This window comes from Cellulomonas chengniuliangii (assembly GCF_024508335.1).
GTDB lineage: Bacteria > Actinomycetota > Actinomycetes > Actinomycetales > Cellulomonadaceae > Cellulomonas_A > Cellulomonas_A chengniuliangii.
This window is the reverse complement of sequence record NZ_CP101988.1, coordinates 1,539,553-1,559,071: the sequence shown is the minus strand read 5'-3', so window position 1 is coordinate 1,559,071 and position 19,519 is coordinate 1,539,553. Positions and strand designations below refer to the sequence as shown.

At 72.0% G+C, this 19,519-nt stretch carries 18 protein-coding genes; 6 read left to right on the top strand and 12 right to left on the bottom strand.

Translation table 11 applies throughout. The annotated features are described in order from the left end of the window. The first annotated feature begins 8 nt into the window (after nt 1-8). The 4 genes from tal to pgl are packed head-to-tail and all read left to right on the top strand — an operon-like array spanning nt 9 to nt 4,331. Nucleotides 9-1,130, top strand: coding sequence for a transaldolase (gene tal / locus NP064_RS07195; protein ID WP_227568949.1), 1,122 nt, complete (start codon nt 9-11; stop codon nt 1,128-1,130). Beyond that, complete coding sequence (gene zwf, locus NP064_RS07190; RefSeq protein ID WP_227568948.1) at nt 1,127-2,668, top strand: glucose-6-phosphate dehydrogenase; 1,542 nt, start codon at nt 1,127-1,129, stop codon at nt 2,666-2,668. Before tal ends, zwf begins: the two co-directional genes overlap by 4 nt. Further along, nucleotides 2,665-3,582 (top strand): glucose-6-phosphate dehydrogenase assembly protein OpcA, encoded by a 918-nt coding sequence (locus NP064_RS07185; protein WP_227568947.1) that lies wholly within the window; start codon nt 2,665-2,667, stop codon nt 3,580-3,582. Before zwf ends, NP064_RS07185 begins: the two co-directional genes overlap by 4 nt. Continuing rightward, nucleotides 3,579-4,331: a 6-phosphogluconolactonase gene (pgl, locus tag NP064_RS07180; RefSeq protein ID WP_227568946.1), complete on the top strand. Its 753-nt coding sequence runs from the start codon at nt 3,579-3,581 to the stop codon at nt 4,329-4,331. The genes NP064_RS07185 and pgl overlap by 4 nt, the downstream gene beginning before the upstream one ends. 57 nt (nt 4,332-4,388) lie before the next feature. Here the strand turns inward: pgl and NP064_RS07175 are convergent, their stop codons facing one another. The 11 genes from NP064_RS07175 to uvrC all read right to left on the bottom strand — a co-directional run bounded on the left by NP064_RS07175 (nt 4,389) and on the right by uvrC (nt 14,114). Continuing rightward, nucleotides 4,389-4,610 (bottom strand): DUF5680 domain-containing protein, encoded by a 222-nt coding sequence (locus NP064_RS07175; RefSeq protein WP_256813833.1) that lies wholly within the window; start codon nt 4,608-4,610, stop codon nt 4,389-4,391. Beyond that, nucleotides 4,607-4,849, bottom strand: coding sequence for a DUF5680 domain-containing protein (locus tag NP064_RS07170; RefSeq protein ID WP_255623732.1), 243 nt, complete (start codon nt 4,847-4,849; stop codon nt 4,607-4,609). The genes NP064_RS07175 and NP064_RS07170 overlap by 4 nt, the downstream gene beginning before the upstream one ends. A 182-nt stretch (nt 4,850-5,031) precedes the next feature. Further along, nucleotides 5,032-5,382 carry an RNA polymerase-binding protein RbpA gene (locus tag NP064_RS07165; RefSeq protein WP_227568938.1) on the bottom strand — a complete coding sequence of 117 codons (351 nt, stop codon included), beginning with the start codon at nt 5,380-5,382 and terminating at the stop codon, nt 5,032-5,034. Nucleotides 5,383-5,394: 12 nt separating this feature from the next. Further along, nucleotides 5,395-5,637 carry a preprotein translocase subunit SecG gene (gene secG / locus NP064_RS07160; RefSeq protein WP_227568937.1) on the bottom strand — a complete coding sequence of 81 codons (243 nt, stop codon included), beginning with the start codon at nt 5,635-5,637 and terminating at the stop codon, nt 5,395-5,397. A 205-nt stretch (nt 5,638-5,842) separates the two neighbouring features. Next, entirely contained in the window at nt 5,843-6,637 is a 795-nt protein-coding gene (gene tpiA / locus NP064_RS07155) for a triose-phosphate isomerase (RefSeq protein ID WP_227568936.1), read from the bottom strand. 3 nt (nt 6,638-6,640) lie between these two features. Next, complete coding sequence (locus tag NP064_RS07150) at nt 6,641-7,840, bottom strand: phosphoglycerate kinase (RefSeq protein WP_227568935.1); 1,200 nt, start codon at nt 7,838-7,840, stop codon at nt 6,641-6,643. Nucleotides 7,841-7,968: 128 nt separating this feature from the next. Beyond that, nucleotides 7,969-8,976, bottom strand: a complete 1,008-nt coding sequence (gap, locus tag NP064_RS07145; RefSeq protein WP_227568934.1) for a type I glyceraldehyde-3-phosphate dehydrogenase — start codon at nt 8,974-8,976, stop codon at nt 7,969-7,971. A gap of 196 nt (nt 8,977-9,172) precedes the next feature. Further along, nucleotides 9,173-10,153, bottom strand: coding sequence for a DNA-binding protein WhiA (gene whiA, locus NP064_RS07140; RefSeq protein WP_227568933.1), 981 nt, complete (start codon nt 10,151-10,153; stop codon nt 9,173-9,175). A 19-nt stretch (nt 10,154-10,172) separates the two neighbouring features. Beyond that, nucleotides 10,173-11,153: a gluconeogenesis factor YvcK family protein gene (locus NP064_RS07135; protein WP_227568932.1), complete on the bottom strand. Its 981-nt coding sequence runs from the start codon at nt 11,151-11,153 to the stop codon at nt 10,173-10,175. After that, entirely contained in the window at nt 11,150-12,094 is a 945-nt protein-coding gene (rapZ, locus tag NP064_RS07130; RefSeq protein ID WP_227568931.1) for an RNase adapter RapZ, read from the bottom strand. The genes NP064_RS07135 and rapZ overlap by 4 nt, the downstream gene beginning before the upstream one ends. 22 nt (nt 12,095-12,116) lie before the next feature. Beyond that, the gene (gene uvrC, locus NP064_RS07125) at nt 12,117-14,114 is read right to left on the bottom strand and encodes an excinuclease ABC subunit UvrC (protein ID WP_227568930.1); all 1,998 of its coding nucleotides are present in this window, start codon (nt 14,112-14,114) and stop codon (nt 12,117-12,119) included. A 73-nt stretch (nt 14,115-14,187) separates the two neighbouring features. On the opposite strand from uvrC, the gene NP064_RS07120 reads away from it, so the two are divergent. Next, nucleotides 14,188-14,715 carry an OsmC family protein gene (locus tag NP064_RS07120; RefSeq protein ID WP_227568929.1) on the top strand — a complete coding sequence of 176 codons (528 nt, stop codon included), beginning with the start codon at nt 14,188-14,190 and terminating at the stop codon, nt 14,713-14,715. Here NP064_RS07120 and uvrA read toward each other — a convergent pair. After that, on the bottom strand, nt 14,712-17,573 hold the full coding sequence (uvrA, locus tag NP064_RS07115) for an excinuclease ABC subunit UvrA (protein ID WP_227568928.1): 2,862 nt from the start codon (nt 17,571-17,573) through the stop codon (nt 14,712-14,714). The two genes, NP064_RS07120 and uvrA, sit on opposite strands and share 4 nt — an antisense overlap. A 92-nt stretch (nt 17,574-17,665) precedes the next feature. Here uvrA and NP064_RS07110 point away from each other — a divergent pair, with 92 nt between their 5' ends. Next, nucleotides 17,666-19,519, top strand: a complete 1,854-nt coding sequence (locus NP064_RS07110; RefSeq protein WP_227568927.1) for a glycoside hydrolase family 15 protein — start codon at nt 17,666-17,668, stop codon at nt 19,517-19,519.

Sequence of the window (19,519 nt, the reverse complement as noted above, 5' to 3'; positions counted from 1 at the left end):
GATCCACCATGACCGAGACCACTGGCAACCCGCTTGACCGGCTCACCGGAGCCGGTGTGGCGGTGTGGCTCGACGACCTGTCCCGAGAGCTGCTGCGCAGGGGCGACCTGGCCCAGCTCGTCGCGGACCTCGACGTCGTCGGGGTCACGACCAACCCGACGATCTTCGCGAGCGCGCTCGCGAAGGGCGACGCCTATGACGCGCAGCTCAGCGAGCTCGCGTCCGCCGGCGCCGACGTCGACGCGGCGGTGTTCGCGATCACGACCGACGACGTCCGGGAGGCGGCCGACGTGCTGCGTCCGGTCTACGACGCGACGGACACGGTCGATGGTCGAGTCTCGATCGAGGTGGATCCCCGCCTCGCGCACGACACCCGGGGGACGATCGACTCCGCGAAGGCCCTATGGGCTGCCGTGGACCGGCCGAACGTGTTCATCAAGATCCCCGCGACCCTCGAGGGGCTGCCGGCGATCACCGCGGTGCTCGGGGAGGGCATCAGCGTCAACGTGACGCTGATCTTCTCCCTCGAGCGGTACGCGGCTGTCATGGACGCGTTCCTCGAGGGCCTCGAGAAGGCCCGTGACAACGGCTACGACCTGCGCACGATCGGGTCGGTCGCGTCGTTCTTCGTCTCGCGCGTGGACGCCGCGATCGACCCGCGCCTCGACGCGCTTGGCACCCCCGAGGCGGCCGCCCTGCGCGGCAAGGCCGCGATCGCGAACGCGCGCCTGGCCTTCGGGCTCTACGAGGAGGTCGTCGCCGGCGACCGGTGGCAGGGTGTCGCCGAGCACGGCGCGCACCCGCAGCGTCCGCTGTGGGCGTCCACTGGCGTGAAGGACCCGGCCTACCGCGACACGGTGTACGTCGAGGAGCTGGTCGCCGAGGGCACCGTCAACACGATGCCCTCGTCCACGCTGCATGCCTTCGCCGACCACGGCGTGGTCCGCGGTGACACCGTCGCGGGGACCCAGCAGGAGTCCGCCCGGGTGGTGGCGGACCTCGCGGCGCTCGGCATCGACCTCGACGAGGTCACCCGCGACCTCGAGGTCGAGGGCCTCCAGAAGTTCGAGAAGAGCTGGGACGACCTGCTGTCGACCGTGTCGGCCGGGCTCGCGCAGGTCGCTCGATGAGCCCTGCGAAGGTCTCCGCCGACCACAACCCCCTGCGGGACGCGCGGGACCGGCGGTTGCCGCGCATCGCCGGTCCGTGCGGCCTGGTCATCTTCGGCGTCACGGGCGACCTCGCGCGCAAGAAGCTGATGCCGGCGGTGTACGACCTGACCAACCGCGGCCTGCTGCCGCCCGGGTTCGCCCTCACCGGCTTCGCCCGTCGCGACTGGGACACCCAGCAGTTCGCCGAGATCGTGCACGACGCGGTCAAGGAGAACGCGCGCACCCCGTTCCGCGAGGCCACCTGGCGCCAGCTCGCCGAGGGCATCCGCTTCGTCGAGGGCACATTCGACGACGACTCCGCTTTCGACCGTCTCAGCGACACCGTGCACGAGCTCGACAAGGTGCGCGGCACCGAGGGCAACCACGCCTTCTACCTGTCGGTGCCGCCGAGCTCGTTCCCCGTGGTCTGCCGCCAGCTCGCCCGCTCAGGGCTGTCCCAGCCGAGCGATGGCACCTGGCGCCGGGTGGTCATCGAGAAGCCGTTCGGCCACGACCTCGAGAGCGCCCGCGAGCTCAACGCGGTGGTCTCCGAGGTGTTCCGGCCGGACGACGTCTTCCGGATCGACCACTACCTCGGCAAGGAGACGGTGCAGAACCTGCTCGCGCTGAGGTTCGCCAACCAGCTCTTCGAGCCCATCTGGAACGCCCACTACGTGGACCACGTGCAGATCACGATGGCCGAGGACATCGGCATCGGCGGGCGCGCCGGCTACTACGACGGCATCGGCGCGGCCCGGGACGTCATCCAGAACCACCTGCTCCAGCTGCTCGCCCTGACCGCGATGGAGGAGCCGGTCTCATTCGACGCGGAGGGCCTCCGCGCGGAGAAGACCAAGGTGCTCTCCGCGGTGCGGCTGCCGAAGGACCTGGGCAAGCACACCTCCCGCGGGCAGTACACCGCCGGCTGGCAGGGCGGGGAGAAGGTCGCGGGGTACACCGAGGAGGAGGGCTTCAACCCGGGCTCCACCACCGAGACCTTCGCCGCGATCCGCGTCGACATCGACACGCGCCGCTGGGCGGGGGTGCCGTTCTACCTGCGGACCGGCAAGCGCCTCGGGCGTCGCGTCACGGAGATCGCCGTGGTCTTCAAGCGCGCCCCGCACCTGCCCTTCGAGTCGACCGCCACCGAGGAGCTGGGCAAGAACGCGCTGGTCATCCGGGTGCAGCCCGATGAGGGCGTCACGCTGCGCTTCGGCGCCAAGGTGCCCGGCACCGCCATGGAGGTCCGTGACGTCACGATGGACTTCGGCTACGGCCACGCGTTCACCGAGTCCTCCCCCGAGGCCTACGAGCGGCTCATCCTCGACGTGCTGCTCGGCGACCCGCCGCTCTTCCCCCGGCACGAGGAGGTCGAGCTGTCCTGGAAGATCCTGGACCCGATCACCGAGTACTGGGCCAAGCACGGCAAGCCCGACCCGTACCGCTCCGGGACATGGGGCCCGGCCTCTGCCGACGAGATGATGGCCCGCGACGGCCGTGCCTGGAGGCTCCCGTGATCATCGACCTTCCGGGCACCAGCACCCGGGCGATCAACAAGCGTCTCGTGAAGGCGCGCGACGAGGGCGGCGCGGTGGCCCTCGGGCGTGTGCTGACCCTCATCATCGACCTCGCGGGCCACGACCCGGAGGAGGCGATCGCGGCCGCGAACCAGGCCAGCCGCGAGCACCCGTGCCGGGTCATCGTGCTCGCCGACCAGCCGGGCGAGGCTCCGGCGTCGCTCGACGCGCAGATCCGGCTCGGCGGCGACGCTGGCGCCAGCGAGGTGATCCTGCTGCGCGCTGCCGGCGCCCTGCGCAGCCACGCCGACACCCTCGTGATCCCGCTGCTGCTGCCGGACGCCCCGATCGTCGTCTGGTGGCCCTACGACGTCCCGGAGAACCCCGCCGAGCACCCCGTCGGCAAGATGGCCCAGCGTCGCATCACCGACACCGTCAACGCGGGCTCCCCGTCCGCCGCCCTCCGGCACCTCGCGACCGTGTACACGGACGGGGACTCGGACCTGGCCTGGACGCGCACCACCCTGTGGCGCGGGCTCATCGCGGCGACACTCGACCAGCCGCCGTTCGAGCAGGTCAAGCGGGCCGTCGTCGTCGGTGAGAGCACGCACCCCTCGGTCGACCTGATGGCCGCCTGGCTCGCCGAGGCGCTGCGGTGCCCCGTGGACGTCGAGCGCGTCGCGGGCGCGCCGGCGATCACGCAGGTGCGCCTCGAGCGCGACGCGGGGCCGATCATCCTCGACCGCCCGGACGGCAAGACGGCGGCCCTGCTGCAGCCGGGCCAGCCCGAGCACCGCATCGCGCTGCCCATCCGCCAGCTCCAGGAGTGCCTCTCGGAGGAGCTGCGCCGGCTGGACCCTGACGAGGTCTACGGCGAGGTGCTCCGCGAGGGGCTCACGAGGATCGCGTCATGACCGAGCGACTGGTCGTGGTGCACCCCGACGCGGCCGTCGTCGCCGAGGCGGCGGCAGCGAGGCTCCTCACCCGGGTCCTGGACGCGCAGTCCCAGCGCAGCCCGGTGCACGTGGTGCTCACCGGTGGCTCGGTGGGCATCGCCACGCTCGCGGCCGTCGCGCGCAACCCGGTGCGCGCGGCCGTCGACTGGTCGGCGGTGCACGTGTGGTGGGGCGACGAGCGCTTCCTGCCCGACGGGGACCCGGAGCGCAACGAGACGCAGGCCCGCGACGCGCTGCTGCGGTCGCTGGGGGACGCCCTCCCCGCGGGCAACGTGCACGCCGTGCCCGCGCCGGGCAACGGGGTCGGCACGCCGGAGCAGGCGGCCGCCCTCTACGCCGGCGAGCTGGCGGCCTTCGCGCCGGGCGGGGCCGCGACGCCCGCTTTCGACGTGCTGATGCTCGGCATGGGCCCCGACGGCCATGTCGCGTCGCTGTTCCCCGGGCATGACGCGCTGGCGGCCGAGGGCGTCTCGACGGTCGGCGTCCACGGCTCCCCCAAGCCGCCCGCGGAACGCGTCTCGCTGACCTTCGAGGCCATCCGCGCGGCCCGTGAGGTGTGGGTCGTCGCAGCAGGCCCGGAGAAGGCTCAGGCGGTCGCCTCAGCGCTCTCCGGCGCCCCGGTGACCCAGACGCCCGCCTCAGGGGTCTGCGGCCTGGAGCGGACGCTGTGGCTGCTCGACGCGGCCTCCGCCGACGTCACCGGCTGACGACCTCGACGGCTGCCCCGGCGGCGACGCGAGGGCCGGGCCAGCCTCCGCCCTCCGTCATGGCCGGATCAGCCCACCGTGGTAGACGAGCTCGTACACGCGCTCGCCTGATCGCTCGATCCACTCCTTGCCCTCGAAGCGGGCCACGTCGCCGACGCTGGTGTCGACGTAGACGTCCTCCCCCTGCGTGGCGCGGTACCCGCCCAGGAATCGGCCCTCCCGGTACATCTCGGCCAGCGACGCCTTGATCACCTGTCCCGCCCGGCCTGCGTCGATCACCTCAGGCCGCACCAGTACCCGTAGTACCCCAGTGCCCACACAGGCTGTCCCTCGAAGGCGACGACCTCGCGCCCGAGGAAGTCGCTGCCGCCCGCATAGCTGTCGAGGTAGCCGTAGTCGCCCTCCGCGTAGGCCAGGTCCACGGTGCCGGGCCGGGATTCGGGCTCCGCCGCCCCCGACCCCGCGTACGTCGCGGCCTTGGCGCGCACGATGAACTGCTCCAGGTCGCTGATCTGCATGGATGGTGTCCCTCCGGTCGATGGAGGCCCGAGGCTAGCGCCGACCACCGACACCCGGGCCTCAGGACGACCCCGCCCGTGGAACGCGCGAAGAGCGCCCACCCTCACGGGTGGGCGCTCTTCGCGCGTTCACAGGCTGTGGTGATGCGGCGCCCTGGACGCGGCAGCGCCTCGGGCATCGATCAGCGGCGACCCCGACGGGCCCGCAGGGCGGCCAGCGCCTCGTCGAGTATGGCCTCCCCGTCCTCGTCCGAGCGGCGCTCCTTCACGTAGGCGAGGTGCGTCTTGTACGGCTCGTTGCGGGACGGCGACGGAGGGTTCTGCTGGTCCTGGCCGGCGGGGAACCCGCAGCGCGGGCAGTCCCACGTGACGGGCGCCTCCTCGGCGGCCTCCTCGGCGAAGCTGGGGCGCGTCTCGTGCCCGTTGGCGCACCAGTACGAGATCCACACGCGCGGGGCGCTGTCACCCCGCTCGGCCTCGCCCATGGGGCCGGCGCCGACTCGCGATCCCCTGATCGCACTCCCACTCGCCATCGTGACGCCCCCTCAGGCCACGCGCTGGATCAAGCCCAGCAGGATGATGATGACCGCCCACAGGACCGCGACAGTCACCGTGATGCGGTTCAAGTTGCGCTCGGCCACGCCGGAGCTGCCCGCGCTCGAGGTGATGCCACCGCCGAACATGTCAGAGAGACCGCCGCCTCGTCCCTTGTGGAGCAGGACCAGGGGGATCAGCAGGAAGCTGGAGAGCACCAGCAGGACCTGGAGGGTGATGCGCAGGGCGTCCACGTCGGGGGTCTGTCCTCACTCGTGCGGGCCGTCACCGAGAGGTGATCGGGTCAAGACTAGGCGATCCAGCCTAGGCGACGGCACACCTTCCCCGCCAACATCCCGGAGGACGTCCGGTCGAACGGGTGAGCGCGCCGTCACACACGCCGGTGGGCGCGCGGGCCTCTGCGGCCCGCGCGCCCACCGGTCGAGCTGTGCTCCGAGGTCAGAGACCGACCTCGTGCGCCTGGAAGCGCGCGATCTTCGCGAACTCCTCGGCGTCCAGGCTCGCGCCGCCGACGAGCGCGCCGTCGACGTCGGGCTTGGCCATGATCGAGGCGACGTTGCCGGACTTCACCGAGCCGCCGTAGAGCACGCGCACGGCGTCGGCGACCTGCTGGCCGTAGAGCTCGGCGAGCTTGCCGCGGATCGCGCCGCAGACCTCCTGCGCGTCCTCAGGCGTGGCGACCTCGCCGGTGCCGATGGCCCACACGGGCTCGTAGGCGATGACGACCGTCGCCGCCTGCTCGGCCGTGATGCCCGCCAGCGAGCCCTCGAGCTGCGTCAGCGTGTACGGCACCTGCTCGCCGGCCTTGCGGACGTCGAGGCCCTCGCCGACGCAGACGATCGGGACGATGCCCGCGCCGAAGGCCGCGACAGCCTTCGCCGCGACGATCGCGTCCGTCTCGTGGTGGTACTCGCGACGCTCGGAGTGGCCGACCGTCACGTACGTGACGCCGAGCTTCGCGAGCTGCGTCGCCGACACCTCGCCGGTGTACGCGCCGCTGGCGTGCTGCGAGATGTCCTGGGCGCCGTAGCCGAGCTCGAGCTTGTCGGCGTCCACCAGTGTCTGCACCGAGCGGATCGACGTGAACGACGGCAGCACGACGACCTCGGTCGTGGCGTAGTCGAACTTGCCGTCCTTGAGCGTCCAGGCCAGCTTCTGCACCAGGTGGATGGCCTCGTTGTGGTCGAGGTTCATCTTCCAGTTGCCCGCGATGAGCGGGGTACGGGTCGTCATGGCTCAGCCCTCCAGAACTGCGATGCCGGGGAGGGACTTGCCCTCGAGGAACTCCAGGGAGGCGCCGCCGCCCGTGGAGATGTGGCCGAAACCGGCCTCGTCGAAGCCGAGGACGCGCACGGCCGCAGCCGAGTCGCCGCCGCCGACGATGGTGAACGCGCCGTTCTGGGCGGCGTCGACGAGCGCCTGCGCGACCGCGCGGGTGCCCTGCGAGAACGCCTCGAACTCGAACACGCCGGCCGGGCCGTTCCACACGACGGTCTTCGCGTCGAGGATCTTCGCGCGGAACAGGTCGCGGGAGTCGGGGCCGATGTCCAGGCCGATCTTGCCGTCGGGGATCGCGTCGGCGGCGACGTCCTCGTGCGGGGAGTCCGCCGCGAACGCGTCGGCCACGACGATGTCGGTGGGCAGCACGATCTCGACGCCGCGCTCCTCGGCCTTGGCCAGGTAGCCCTTGACGGTCTCGATCTGGTCGGCCTCGAGCAGCGAGGCGCCGACCGAGTAGCCCTTGGCGGCGAGGAACGTGAAGACCATGCCGCCGCCGATGAGGATCCGGTCGGCCTTGGTGATCAGGTTGTCGATGACACCGAGCTTGTCGGAGACCTTCGAGCCGCCGAGCACCACGACGTACGGGCGCTCGGGGTTCTCAGTCGCCTTCTTCAGGGACTCGACCTCCTTGAGCACCAGCAGGCCCACCGCGCTGGGGAGCTTCTTCGCGACGTCGTACACGGACGCCTGCTTGCGGTGCACCACGCCGAAGCCGTCCGAGACGAACGCGTCGGCCAGGGCAGCGAGGTCCTCGGCGAGCGACTCGCGCTCGGCGTCGACCTTGGAGGTCTCCCGAGCGTCGAACCGGATGTTCTCGAGCAGGGCGATCTGGCCGTCCTGCAGGGCTGCCACCGTCTCCTTGGCGGAGTCGCCGACGGTGTCCTCGGCGAGGGCGACCGGCTTGCCGAGCAGCTCGCTGAGGCGCGCTGCGACGGGGGCCAGGGAGTACTTCGCGTCGGGGGCGCCCTTGGGGCGGCCCAGGTGCGCGGCGACGACGACGCGGGCGCCCTTGTCGAGCAGCGTGGTCAGCGTCGGCAGCGCGGCGCGGATGCGCCCGTCGTCGGTGATGGTCGTGCCGTCGAGCGGCACGTTGAAGTCGGAGCGGACCAGCACGGTCTTTCCCCGCAGGTCCCCGAGGTCCTCGATGGTCTTCATGGCGTTTCTCATTCCTCACAGGGGTCGCGCGGCGACCCGCCACACATGACAGCGTCCGCGTGCGCGCCCCGGACCCGAAGGCCGCGGCGCGCACGCGGACGCATGGTCGTGCTACGTCAGGTCGACGATCAGAGACGCTCGCCGACGTAGACCGTGAGGTCCACGAGACGGTTCGAGTAGCCCCACTCGTTGTCGTACCAGCCGACGACCTTGACCTGGTCGCCGATCACCTTGGTGAGCTTCGCGTCGAAGATGCACGAGGCCGGGTCGGTGACGATGTCCGAGGAGACGATCTCGTCCTCGGTGTAGACCAGGATGCCCTTGAGAGCGTCCGTCGCGGCAGCGGCCTTCACCGCGGCGTTGACCTCGTCGACGGTGACCTCGCGGCCAGCCGTGAACGTCAGGTCCGTGGCGGAGCCGGTCGGGACCGGCACGCGCAGCGCGTAGCCGTCGAGCTTGCCCTTGAGCTGCGGGAGCACGAGGGAGACAGCCTTCGCGGCGCCCGTCGAGGTCGGGACGATGTTGACCGCAGCGGCACGCGCACGACGCAGGTCGCGGTGCGGGCCGTCCTGCAGGTTCTGGTCACCCGTGTAGGCGTGGATCGTGGTCATGAGGCCACGCTCGATGGAGAAGGCCTCGTCGAGGACCTTGGCCATCGGCGCGAGGCAGTTCGTGGTGCACGACGCGTTGGAGATGATGTGCTGCGTCGCGGGGTCGTAGTCGGTGTGGTTGACACCGACGACGAACGTGCCGTCCTCGTTCTTGGCCGGAGCCGAGATGATGACCTTCTTGGCGCCGGCCTCGATGTGGGCCTTCGCCTTCGTGGCGTCCGTGAAGAAGCCGGTCGACTCGATGACGATGTCGACGCCCAGCTCGGCCCACGGCAGCAGCGCGGGGTCGCGCTCCTCGAGGGCGCGGATGGCCTTGCCGTCCACGATGATCGACGACTCGTCGTAGGTGACCTCAGCAGGGAGGCGGCCCAGGACGGAGTCGTACTTCAGCAGGTGCGCCAGGGTCTTGTTGTCCGTGAGGTCGTTGACAGCGACGACGTCGATGTCCGCCCCGGACGCCAGGATGGCCCGGTAGAAGTTACGTCCGATGCGGCCGAAGCCGTTGATACCGACGCGGATGGTCACTTGCCCTCCTCGGCAGCGCCGACGGAGGTCGGCGCACACATTTACGGTGATTGACTGACACGCACGCCGATGTGCGCACCGGTGTCCTGCGAGGAAGAGTCGTGCTCCCCCTTGGCCCTCCCCCGGCCACCGGATACCCCGAGCCTATACCCGTGACAGGCATCACGCCGGGACCTTGGTCTGCGTGAGACGCCGCTCAGAGGTCCAAGAGCTCGGGGCTCAAGCCCGCCTCGGTGTCGGGGATGCCGAGCTCGGCGGCGCGCTTGTCGGCCGTCGCCAACAGCCTCCGTATGCGCCCGGCGACCGCGTCCTTGGTGAGCACCGGGTCGGCCAGCTTGCCCAACTCCTCGAGCGACGCCTCTTTGTGGGCGAGGCGCAGCTCGCCCGCCTCGCGTAGGTGTTCGGGCAGGTCGGCGCCCAAGATCTCGAAGGCGCGCTCGACGCGCGCGCCCGCCGCGACGGCGGCCCGGGCCGAGCGACGCAGGTTCGCGTCGTCGAAGTTCGCCAGGCGGTTCGCTGTGCCGCGCACCTCGCGCCGCACCCGGCGCTCCTCCCAGACGAGCATCGTGTCGTGCGCGCCGAGCCGTGCCAGCATCGCGCTGATCGAGTCGCCGTCGCGGATCACCACGCGGTCGACGCCCCGCACCTCGCGGGCCTTCGCCGCGATGCCCAGCCGCCGCGCGGCGCCCACCAGTGCAAGGGCCGCCTCCGGCCCGGGGCACGTCACTTCGAGGGCGGACGATCGGCCCGGCTCGGTGAGCGAGCCGTGCGCGAGGAACGCCCCCCGCCACGCCGCCTCGGCCTCGCCGACGCCCGCCGAGACGACCTGCGGCGGGAGCCCGCGCACCGGCCGGCCGCGGTTGTCGAGCAGGCCGGTCTGCCGGGCCAACGACTCGCCGTCCTTGACCACGCGCACCACGTAGCGGCTGCCGCGCCGCAGGCCGCCGCCCGAGACGACGATGACGTCGCTCCCGTGCCCATAGACCTCCGAGATCGCCAATCGCAACCGCCGGGCCGCGATGCCCGTGTCCAGCTCGGCCTCGATGACGATGCGCCCCGAGATGATGTGCAGCCCTCCCGCGAACCGCAGCATCGCCGAGACCTCTGCCTTGCGGCAGGACGTCTTGTCGACCTGGAGCCGTGCGAGCTCATCCTTCACCTGTGCCGTCAGCGCCATGGCGTCATCCTGCCATTCCCTACGAGTCCGTCGCGCGCGTCCCCACGTCGCCGAGAAACCCGTCGACCACGTCGCGCAGGGCCGCTGCCAGCCGCAACGGGTCGTGGCGGGGCGATCCGTCGCTGCTGCCGACCTGCCGGAGCAGGAGCCGCGCGCCGATCGCGCGGGTGCGCTCGACGAGCACCCCCACGTCCTCGACCGCCCCGGGGTCGGCCACCACCGCGTCGATCCGGAGGTCGGGCGCATGCCGGTGGAGCACGTCGATGTGGTCCTCCGCGCGCATGCCGTCCGTCTCCCCCGCGTCCGGCGCGAGGTTCAGGACGACCACCCGCCGGGCGGCGGTGCGGTGCAGCGCATCGGCGAGCTCGGGCACCAGCAGGTGCGGGAGCACCGAGGTGAACCACGAGCCAGGCCCGAGCACGACCCAGTCCGCCGCCTCGACGGCGGCCACGGCCTCGGGGCACGCCGGAGGGGCCTCGGGCACCAGCCGGACCTGGGTGATGCGCTCGCCGACGACCGCCACGGCGCTCTGCCCACGGACCACGCAGGTCACGCCGTCGCCCTTGTCGACGTCCGCCTCGATCTCCAACGGGACGGCAGCCATCGGCAGGACGCGGCCGCGGGCCCCGAGCAGCTTCGCCACCCAGTCGAGGCCTTCGACCGTGTCGCCCAGGAGCTCCCAGAGCGCCACGATCAGCAGGTTGCCCACCGCGTGATGGTCGAGGTCGCCTGACGACGAGAACCGGTGCTGCAGCACGTCCCGCCAGGTCCGGCCCCACTCCGAGTCGTCACAGAGCGCCGCGAGCGCCATCCGCAGGTCTCCCGGCGGCAGCACGCCCAGCTCGTCCCGCAACCGCCCGGACGAGCCCCCGTCGTCCGCGACCGTGACGACGGCCGTGAGCTGGTCGGACATGAGGCGCAGCGCTGAGAGCGTCGCCGAGAGGCCGTGCCCCCCGCCGAGCGCGACGAACGCGGGGGCGGCGCCCGCGTGCGCGCTCATTCCTTGCCGAGGTCCCGCGCCGAGACGGTCACCCGGGCGCCGCGCTCGCGCAGGCGTGCCGCGATGGCCTCGCTGATGGCCACCGAGCGGTGCTTGCCGCCCGTGCACCCCACAGCGATCGTCAGGTACCGCTTCTCCTCCTGCAGGTACCCGGCCAGGGCCGGCTCCAGGGCCTCCACGTAGCGGTCGACGAAGGTCTGCGCGCCCGGCAGGCCCAGCACGTAGTCGCGCACCGGGGCGTCCCGCCCGGACAGGTGGCGCAGCTCGGTGATCCAGTACGGGTTCGCCAGGAACCGGACGTCCACCACGTGGTCCGCGTCCAGCGGGAGGCCGTACTTGAAGCCGAACGAGACCACGTTGACCCGCAGCGCGTCGGAGCTGCCGCCGGCGACGGCGGCGCGCACCTCCCGGGCGAGGTCGTGCACGTTGAGATCGGAGGTGTCGATCAGGACGTCGGCGCGCTCGCGCGTGCTGCGCAGCATCGCCCGCTCGGCGCCGATCCCGTCGAGGATGCGCCCATCGCCCTGCAGCGGGTGCGGGCGCCGGACCTGCTCGAAGCGGCGCACGAGCACCTCGTCCGAGGCGTCGAGGAACAGCACGCGATAGTCGATGCCCGCCTCTCCGAGCCCCGACAGCACCTGCTCCAGGTCGGCGAAGAACTCCCGCCCGCGCACGTCGACCACCGCACCGAGCCGCTGCTGGAGGCCGCCTCCGGAGCCATGGGTCATGAGCCCGACGAGATGCGTGAGCATCTGCGCGGGGAGGTTGTCCACGACGTACCAGTCAAGGTCCTCGAGGACGGCGGCGGCACGGGTGCGGCCCGCACCCGACATGCCGGTGATGATCAGGACCTCGGGCTTCTCCAGGCGAGGGGCCTCGGCTGCTGCCTCGAGGGCGGGGATGCCGGCTGGCACCGTGATGGGGGACGGCTCGTCTGACATGGCCCCAGCATGCCAGGCGCGCTTAGGTGAGCGTGGCTCCGGCGTGCGAGGGCGTGGCGAGCGCGGCGACCACGGCCGCGGCGGTCCGCTCCCCCATGCCCGGCACCGAGGCGATCTCCTCGACCGAGGCCGCGCGCAGCCGCTTGAGCGACCCGAAGTGCTTGAGCAGCGCCGCGGACCTGGCTGGCCCGAGCCCGGGCACCGAGTCGAGCGCCGAGACGGTCATGCCCTTGCTCCGGCGCTTGCGGTGGGCGTTGATGGCGAAGCGGTGCGCCTCGTCCCGCACCCGCTGCAGCAGGTAGAGGCCCTCGGAGCTGCGCTGCAGGATCACCGGGTACTCCTCCCCGGGCAGCCACACCTCCTCGAGCCGCTTGGCGAGGCCGCACAGGGCGACGTCGTCGATCCCGAGCTCGGCGAGCGCGGCTGCGGCGGCCGCCACCTGCGGGGGGCCGCCGTCGACGACCACGAGGTTCGGCGGATACGCGAAGCGGACGGGCTTGCCGGTGGTCTCGTCGATCGGGCCGGAGCGCGGGTGGCCGTCCTCGTCGGCGCCCATCTCCAGGTCGCCGGCGTTGGCCCGCTCGGCGAGGTAGCGGCGGAACCGCCGGGTGATGACCTCGTGCATCGCCTCGGTGTCGTCCCGTGCGCCGTCGCCCTCGGCGCCACGCACCGAGAAGTGCCGGTACTCGCTCTTGCGCGCCAGGCCGTCCTCGAACACCACCATCGACGCCGACTGGTACGTGCCCTGGTTGTGCGAGACGTCGTAGCACTCGATCCGCAACGGGGCGGTGGGCAGCTCGAGCGCCTCCTGGATCTCGCGGAGCGCCTGGCTGCGCGTGGTGAGGTCGCCCGCGCGGCGCGTGCGGTGCAGCGCGAGGGCGTGCTCGGCGTTGCGGCGCACCGTCTCCGCGAGGTCCTTCTTGTCGCCGCGCTGGGGCACGCGCACCTCGACACGGCTGCCCCGGAGCCCGGTGAGCCACGCCTGCACCTGCTCGACATCGGGCGGAAGGACCGGCACCAGCACCTCCCGCGGCACGGCGCGGGTGTCGCCCCGCCGCTCTCCGTCGACGCGCCCGGCCTCGTCCTCCCCGCCGTACACCTGCTGCAGCAGGTGCTCGACCAGGTCGTCGTCGGCGGCGTCCTCGACCTTCTCCACGACCCAGCCGCGCTGTCCCCGGATCCGCCCGTCCCGCACGTGGAACACCTGGACCGCGGCCTCGAGCTCGTCACCGACGAGGGCGAAGATGTCGGCGTCCGTGCCGTCCGGCAGCACCACGGCGTTCTTCTCGGTGGCCCGCTCGAGCGCGGCGATGTCGTCGCGCAGACGAGCCGCGCGCTCGAAGTCCAGGTCCGCCGACGCCTCCTTCATGCGCTGGGTGAGGCGGCGCGTGAACTTCGCGGTGTCCCCGGCCATGAAGTCGCAGAAGTCCTGGGCGAGCGCCTTGTGGTCGTCGGGCGAGATCCGGCCCACACACGGCGCCGAGCACTTGTCGATGTAGCCCAGCAGGCACGGACGGCCTTGCTGGCTGGCCCGCTTGAAGACACCCGCCGAGCAGGTCCGCACCGGGAAGACGCGCAGCAGCAGGTCGACGGTCTCGCGGATCGCCCACGCGTGCCCGTACGGCCCAAAGTAGCGGGTGCCCGGGCGCTTGGCGCCGCGCATCACCTGGACCCGGGGGAACTCCTCCGACATGGTCACGGCCAGGTACGGGTAGGACTTGTCGTCGCGGTACTTGATGTTGAAGCGGGGGTCGAACTCCTTGATCCAGGAGTACTCGAGGGCGAGCGCCTCGACCTCGGTGCCCACCACCGTCCACTGCACCGACGCGGCCGTCGTGACCATCTGCTGCGTGCGCTGGTGCAGCCCCGCGACGTCCTGGAAGTAGCTGTTCAGCCGGGAGCGCAGGCTCTTCGCCTTGCCGACGTAGATGACGCGGCCGTGCTCGTCGCGGAACCGGTAGACGCCCGGGGAGTCGGGGATCTCACCGGGCGCGGGACGATAGGTCGCAGGATCGGCCATGCGCACGAGCCTAGTTCGCGCTCCTGACCTCGAACACGGCCCACGCCCGCCGCGGCGCCGCTAGCGTGGCGCGATGGGACCCCTGCACACCTACTCCGCCGACATCGTGTGGACGGGGGCCGGAGCCTCCGGCACCGCGAGCTACACCTCGTACAGCCGCGACCACGACGTGCGCGTCGGGGACAAGCCCCCGCTCCCCGGGTCCTCGGATCCCGCGTTCCGCGGCGACCCGACGCGGTACAGCCCCGAGGAGCTGCTGGTCGCGGCCCTCGCGCAGTGCCACATGCTCTGGTTCCTCCACCTGGCGGCGGCCGACGGGGTGGTCGTCACCGGGTACACGGACCGCGCCCACGGCACGATGCGGGTCGAGGCCGCAGGGCACGGCCAGTTCACCGAGGTCGTGCTGCGCCCGTCCGTCACGCTCGCCGCGGGGACGCGGGCACGGGACGGCGGCGCCGTCGACGACGCCCGCCTGGACGCCCTGCACGTGCGCGCCCACGAGCACTGCTTCATCGCCCGCTCGGTGAACTTCCCGGTGCGGTTCGAGCCGTCCCCGCCGCGCACCCGCCCGACCGCGGTGGTCGGGGCCGCCGAGGCCTAGGCGCTGATCGCGACCTCGGCCGGCTCGAGCACCTCGGCGAGGAACGTGCCCGTGTGGCTGCCCTCGTGGGCGGCCACCTGCTCGGGGGTGCCCTCGGCGACCACCATGCCGCCGCCGCTGCCACCCTCGGGGCCCATGTCGATGACCCAGTCCGCGTTCTTGATCACGTCGAGGTTGTGCTCGATGACGATGACGCTGTTGCCCTTGTCGACGAGGGACTGCAGCACCTCCAGCAGCCGACGGATGTCCTCGAAGTGCAGGCCGGTGGTCGGCTCGTCGAGCACGTAGATCGTCCGGCCGGTCGAGCGCCGCGCCAGCTCGGTGGCGAGCTTCACGCGCTGCGCCTCGCCGCCCGAGAGGGTCGGGGCGGGCTGCCCGAGCCGCACGTAGCCCAGGCCGACGTCGACGAGGGTGCTCAGGTGGCGTGAGATCGCGGAGAAGGGGGCGAAGAACTCCGCGGCCTCCTCGATCGGCATGTCCAGCACGTCCGCGACGTTCTTGCCCTTGAACCGGACCTCGAGGGTCTCCCGGTTGTAGCGGGCGCCATGGCAGACCTCGCACGGCACGTACACGTCGGGCAGGAAGTTCATCTCGATCTTGAGCGTGCCGTCGCCCGAGCACGCCTCGCAGCGCCCGCCCTTGACGTTGAACGAGAACCGGCCGGGCGTGTAGCCCCGGACCTTGGCCTCGGTGGTCTCGGCGAACAGCTTGCGGATGCGGTCCCAGACCCCGGTGTACGTGGCGGGGTTGGAGCGCGGCGTGCGGCCGATCGGCCCCTGGTCCACGTGCACGACCTTGTCGAGGTGCTCCATCCCGGTCACCCGCTTGTGCCTGCCGGCGACCTGGCGGGCCCCGTTGAGCTCGTTCGCGAGCACCGTGTACAGGATCGAGTTGACCAGCGTCGACTTGCCGGAGCCGGACACGCCCGTGACGGCGGTGAGGGTGCCGAGCGGGAACGACACGTCGATGCCGCGCAGGTTGTGCTCGCGCGCGCCGACCACCGTCACCTGGCGCGCCGGGTCGACCGGTCGCCGCTCGGCCGGCATCGGGATGGCCCGCCGGCCGGAGAGATAGGCGCCCGTGATCGACTCGGGCGAGGCCAGGAGGCCGGCGAAGTCACCGGAGTGCACGACGTGGCCGCCGTGCTCGCCGGCGCCGGGACCGATGTCGACGATCCAGTCGGCCGCCCGGATCGTGTCCTCGTCGTGCTCGACGACGATGAGCGTGTTGCCCAGGTCCCGCAGCCGCGTGAGGGTCTCGATGAGCCGGCGGTTGTCCCGCTGGTGCAGGCCGATGCTCGGCTCGTCCAGGACGTACAGCACGCCGACCAGCCCGGAGCCGATCTGCGTCGCCAGCCGGATGCGCTGCGCCTCGCCGCCCGAGAGCGTCGCCGCGGGCCGGGACAGCGACAGGTAGTCGAGCCCGACGTCGAGCAGGAACCCGAGGCGGGCCTGGATCTCCTTGAGCACCTCGACGGCGATCGCGCGCTCACGCTCGCCGAGACGCAGCCCGTCGAGGAAGTCGCGCGCCTCGCGGATGGGCAGGTCGCAGACGTCGGCGATCGAGCGGCCGCCCACCCGCACGGCGAGCACCTCGGGCTTGAGGCGCGCGCCCTGGCACACCGGGCACGGGACCTCGCGCATGAAGGCCTCGTAGCGCTCCTTGCTCCAGTCGGACTCGGTCTCCTTGTGGCGGCGCTCGATGAAGGTCACCGCGCCCTCGAAGCCGGTCGAGTACTGCCGCTCGCGGCCCCAGCGGTTCTTGTACCGGACGTGGACCTCATGGTTCTCGCCATACAGCACGGCCTTCTTGGCCCGCTCGGGCAGCGCGCGCCACGGCACGTCCATCGAGAAGCCGAGGTCGCTCGCCAGCGCGGTCAGCACCCGGGTGAAGTACTCGCTCGACGTCTGCGACCAGGGGGCGACAGCGCCGTCGGCGAGCGACAGGTCCTCGTCGGGGACGACCAGGTCGGTGTCCACCTCGAGCCGTGAGCCGATGCCGGTGCACTCGGGGCAGGCGCCGTAGGGCGCGTTGAACGAGAACGTGCGCGGCTCGATCTCCTCGAGCGCGAGCTGGTGGTCGTTGGGGCAGGCGCGGTGCTCGGAGAAGCGACGCTCGCGCTCGGGGTCGTCCTTGTCCGCGTCGACCATCTCGACCACGAGCAGGCCTCCGGCGAGGCCGAGCGCCGTCTCCACCGAGTCGGTCAGGCGACGCTGCACGCCCTCGCGGGCCACCAGCCGGTCGACGACGACCTCGATGTCGTGCTTGAGCTTCTTCTCAAGCGCCGGCGGGTCGGTGAGCTGCACGACCTCGCCATCGACCCGGGCCCGGGCGAAGCCCTTGGACTGCAGTTCCTTGAACAGGTCGGCGTACTCGCCCTTGCGCCCGCGGATCACCGGCGCCAGGACCTGGTAGCGGGCGCCCTCGGGCAGCTCGAGCAGCCGGTCGACGATCTGCTGCGGCGTCTGGGCCGTGACCTGCTCGCCGCACACCGGGCAGAACTGGGTGCCCGCGCGCGCGAACAGCAGGCGCAGGTAGTCGTAGACCTCGGTGATCGTCCCGACGGTCGAGCGGGGATTGCGGTTCGTCGACTTCTGGTCGATCGAGACCGCGGGCGAGAGCCCTTCGATGAAGTCGACGTCGGGCTTGTCCATCTGCCCGAGGAACTGCCGCGCATACGCGGACAGCGACTCGACGTAGCGCCGCTGCCCCTCGGCGAAGATGGTGTCGAACGCCAGGGACGACTTCCCGGACCCGGACAACCCCGTGAACACGACGAGCGAGTCCCGGGGGAGATCGAGGTCGACGTTGCGCAGGTTGTGCTCGCGGGCTCCTTGCACGATCAGTCGATCATTCACCCGGACATGGTAAGGCGAGGCCCTGACATCGCACAGGTGTTCGAAGTGTGGCGGAGGTCTCACGTCCGGCCGCCGCGGACCATGATGGGGAGATGGCACGCGGCGGGTCCGAGCCGATCGGCGAGTACGCGGTGCTCGGCGACGGCCACACCGCTGCCCTGGTGTCCCGCCGCGGCTCGGTCGACTGGCTCTGCCTCCCCCGCTTCGACTCCCCCGCCTGCTTCGCGGCGCTGCTCGGCGGGCCCAGCCGCGGCCGCTGGCTGCTGACGGTGCCCGACGCCACCGGCGTGCGGCGCGCCTACCTCGGCGACTCCTTCGTCCTGCAGACCACCTACACCTCGCCCACCGGGACGGCCCTGGTCACCGAGGCGATGCCGCTCGGTGACGGGCGGGCAGACCTCGTGCGGCGGATCGAGTGCCTCAGCGGGTCCGTGGACGTGCTGCACGAGTGGGTGGTGCGATTCGGCTACGGCACGATCGTCCCGTGGGTCCATCACGTCGAGGACCACGAGGGCAACGACTCGATCCGTGCCATCGCGGGGCCGGACTCGCTGCTGCTGCGCGGGACGCGCCTGCCGCGCGGCGCCGGCCGTGCCCACGTCGACCGGTTCCGGCTCGCCGAGGGCGAGGTCGTGGAGCTCGCGTCCACGTGGGCCAGGTCCTGGCGTCGCGCGCCGCGCCGCCTCCCGGTGACCGAGCGGCTGGCCGAGACGCGCCAGCGCTGGGCCCGGTGGTCGCGGCTCTGCCAGTACGACGGGCCCCACGGCGAGGCGGTGGTGCGCTCTCTGCTGGTGCTCAGGATGCTCACCGACGAGGAGACCGGCGGGATCGTCGCGGCGCCCACCACCTCCCTGCCCGAGTCCTTCGGGGGCGAGCGGAATTGGGACTACCGCTACTGCTGGCTGCGCGACGCCGCGATGACGCTCGACGCGCTGCTCGCGTACGGCTACCGGTCCGAGGCGACCGCGTGGCGGGACTGGCTGCTGCGCGCGGTCGCGGGCGACCCCGCGGACCTGCAGATCATGTACGGGTCCGACGGCCGGCGCGACCTCCCGGAGACCACCCTCGACCACCTCGCCGGCTACGCGTCGTCCCGCCCGGTGCGGATCGGCAACGCGGCCGTCGGGCAGCGGCAGAACGACGTGCTGGGCGGTGTCATGGTCGCGCTCGAGTCCGCCCGCGCGTCGGGGCTGCGGGAGACGACGGAGTCCTGGTCGCTGCAGCAGCACCTCGTCGCAGAGCTCATCGGCCACTGGCGCGAGCCGGACCACGGCATCTGGGAGGTCCGGGGCCGGCCGCGGCACTTCACGCACTCCAAGGTCATGGCGTGGGCGGCGCTCGACCGGGCGGTGCGCGCCGTCGAGGAGCACCGTCTGCCCGGGCCGCTCGAACGCTGGCGCGCGGAGCGGGCCGCGATCCGGCTGGACGTGCTCAAGCACGGCTTCGACGCCGGCCGGGGCGCGTTCACGCAGCACTACGGGTCCTCGCACACCGACGCGGCACTCCTGCAGATGGTCCAGGTGGGGTTCCTGCCGCCGGACGACCCCCGTGTGCGCGGCACCGTCGCGGCGATCCGCGAGGAGCTCGAGGTCGCGCCAGGGCTGCTGCTGCGCTACCGCGCCGATCGCGTCGACGACGGGATGCGCAGCGGCGAGCACCCGTTCCTCGCCTGCTCGTTCTGGCTCGTGGACGCCCTCGCCCGCTGCGGCGAGGCCGACGAGGCGGACGCGCTGCTGGGCCGGTTGATCAGCCTCGGCAACGATGTGGGACTCTTCGCGGAGCAGTACGACCCCGTCGGCGGGCGGATGGTCGGCAACTTCCCGCAGGCGCTGTCGCACCTGGCACTGGTCCAGGCCGCGCAGAGCGTGGAACGGGCGCTCGCCCGCCGGACGACGGGCCGGGCCGCCGACCCTCCCCCTGCCCGCCGACCCCTGCTCGGAGGATGA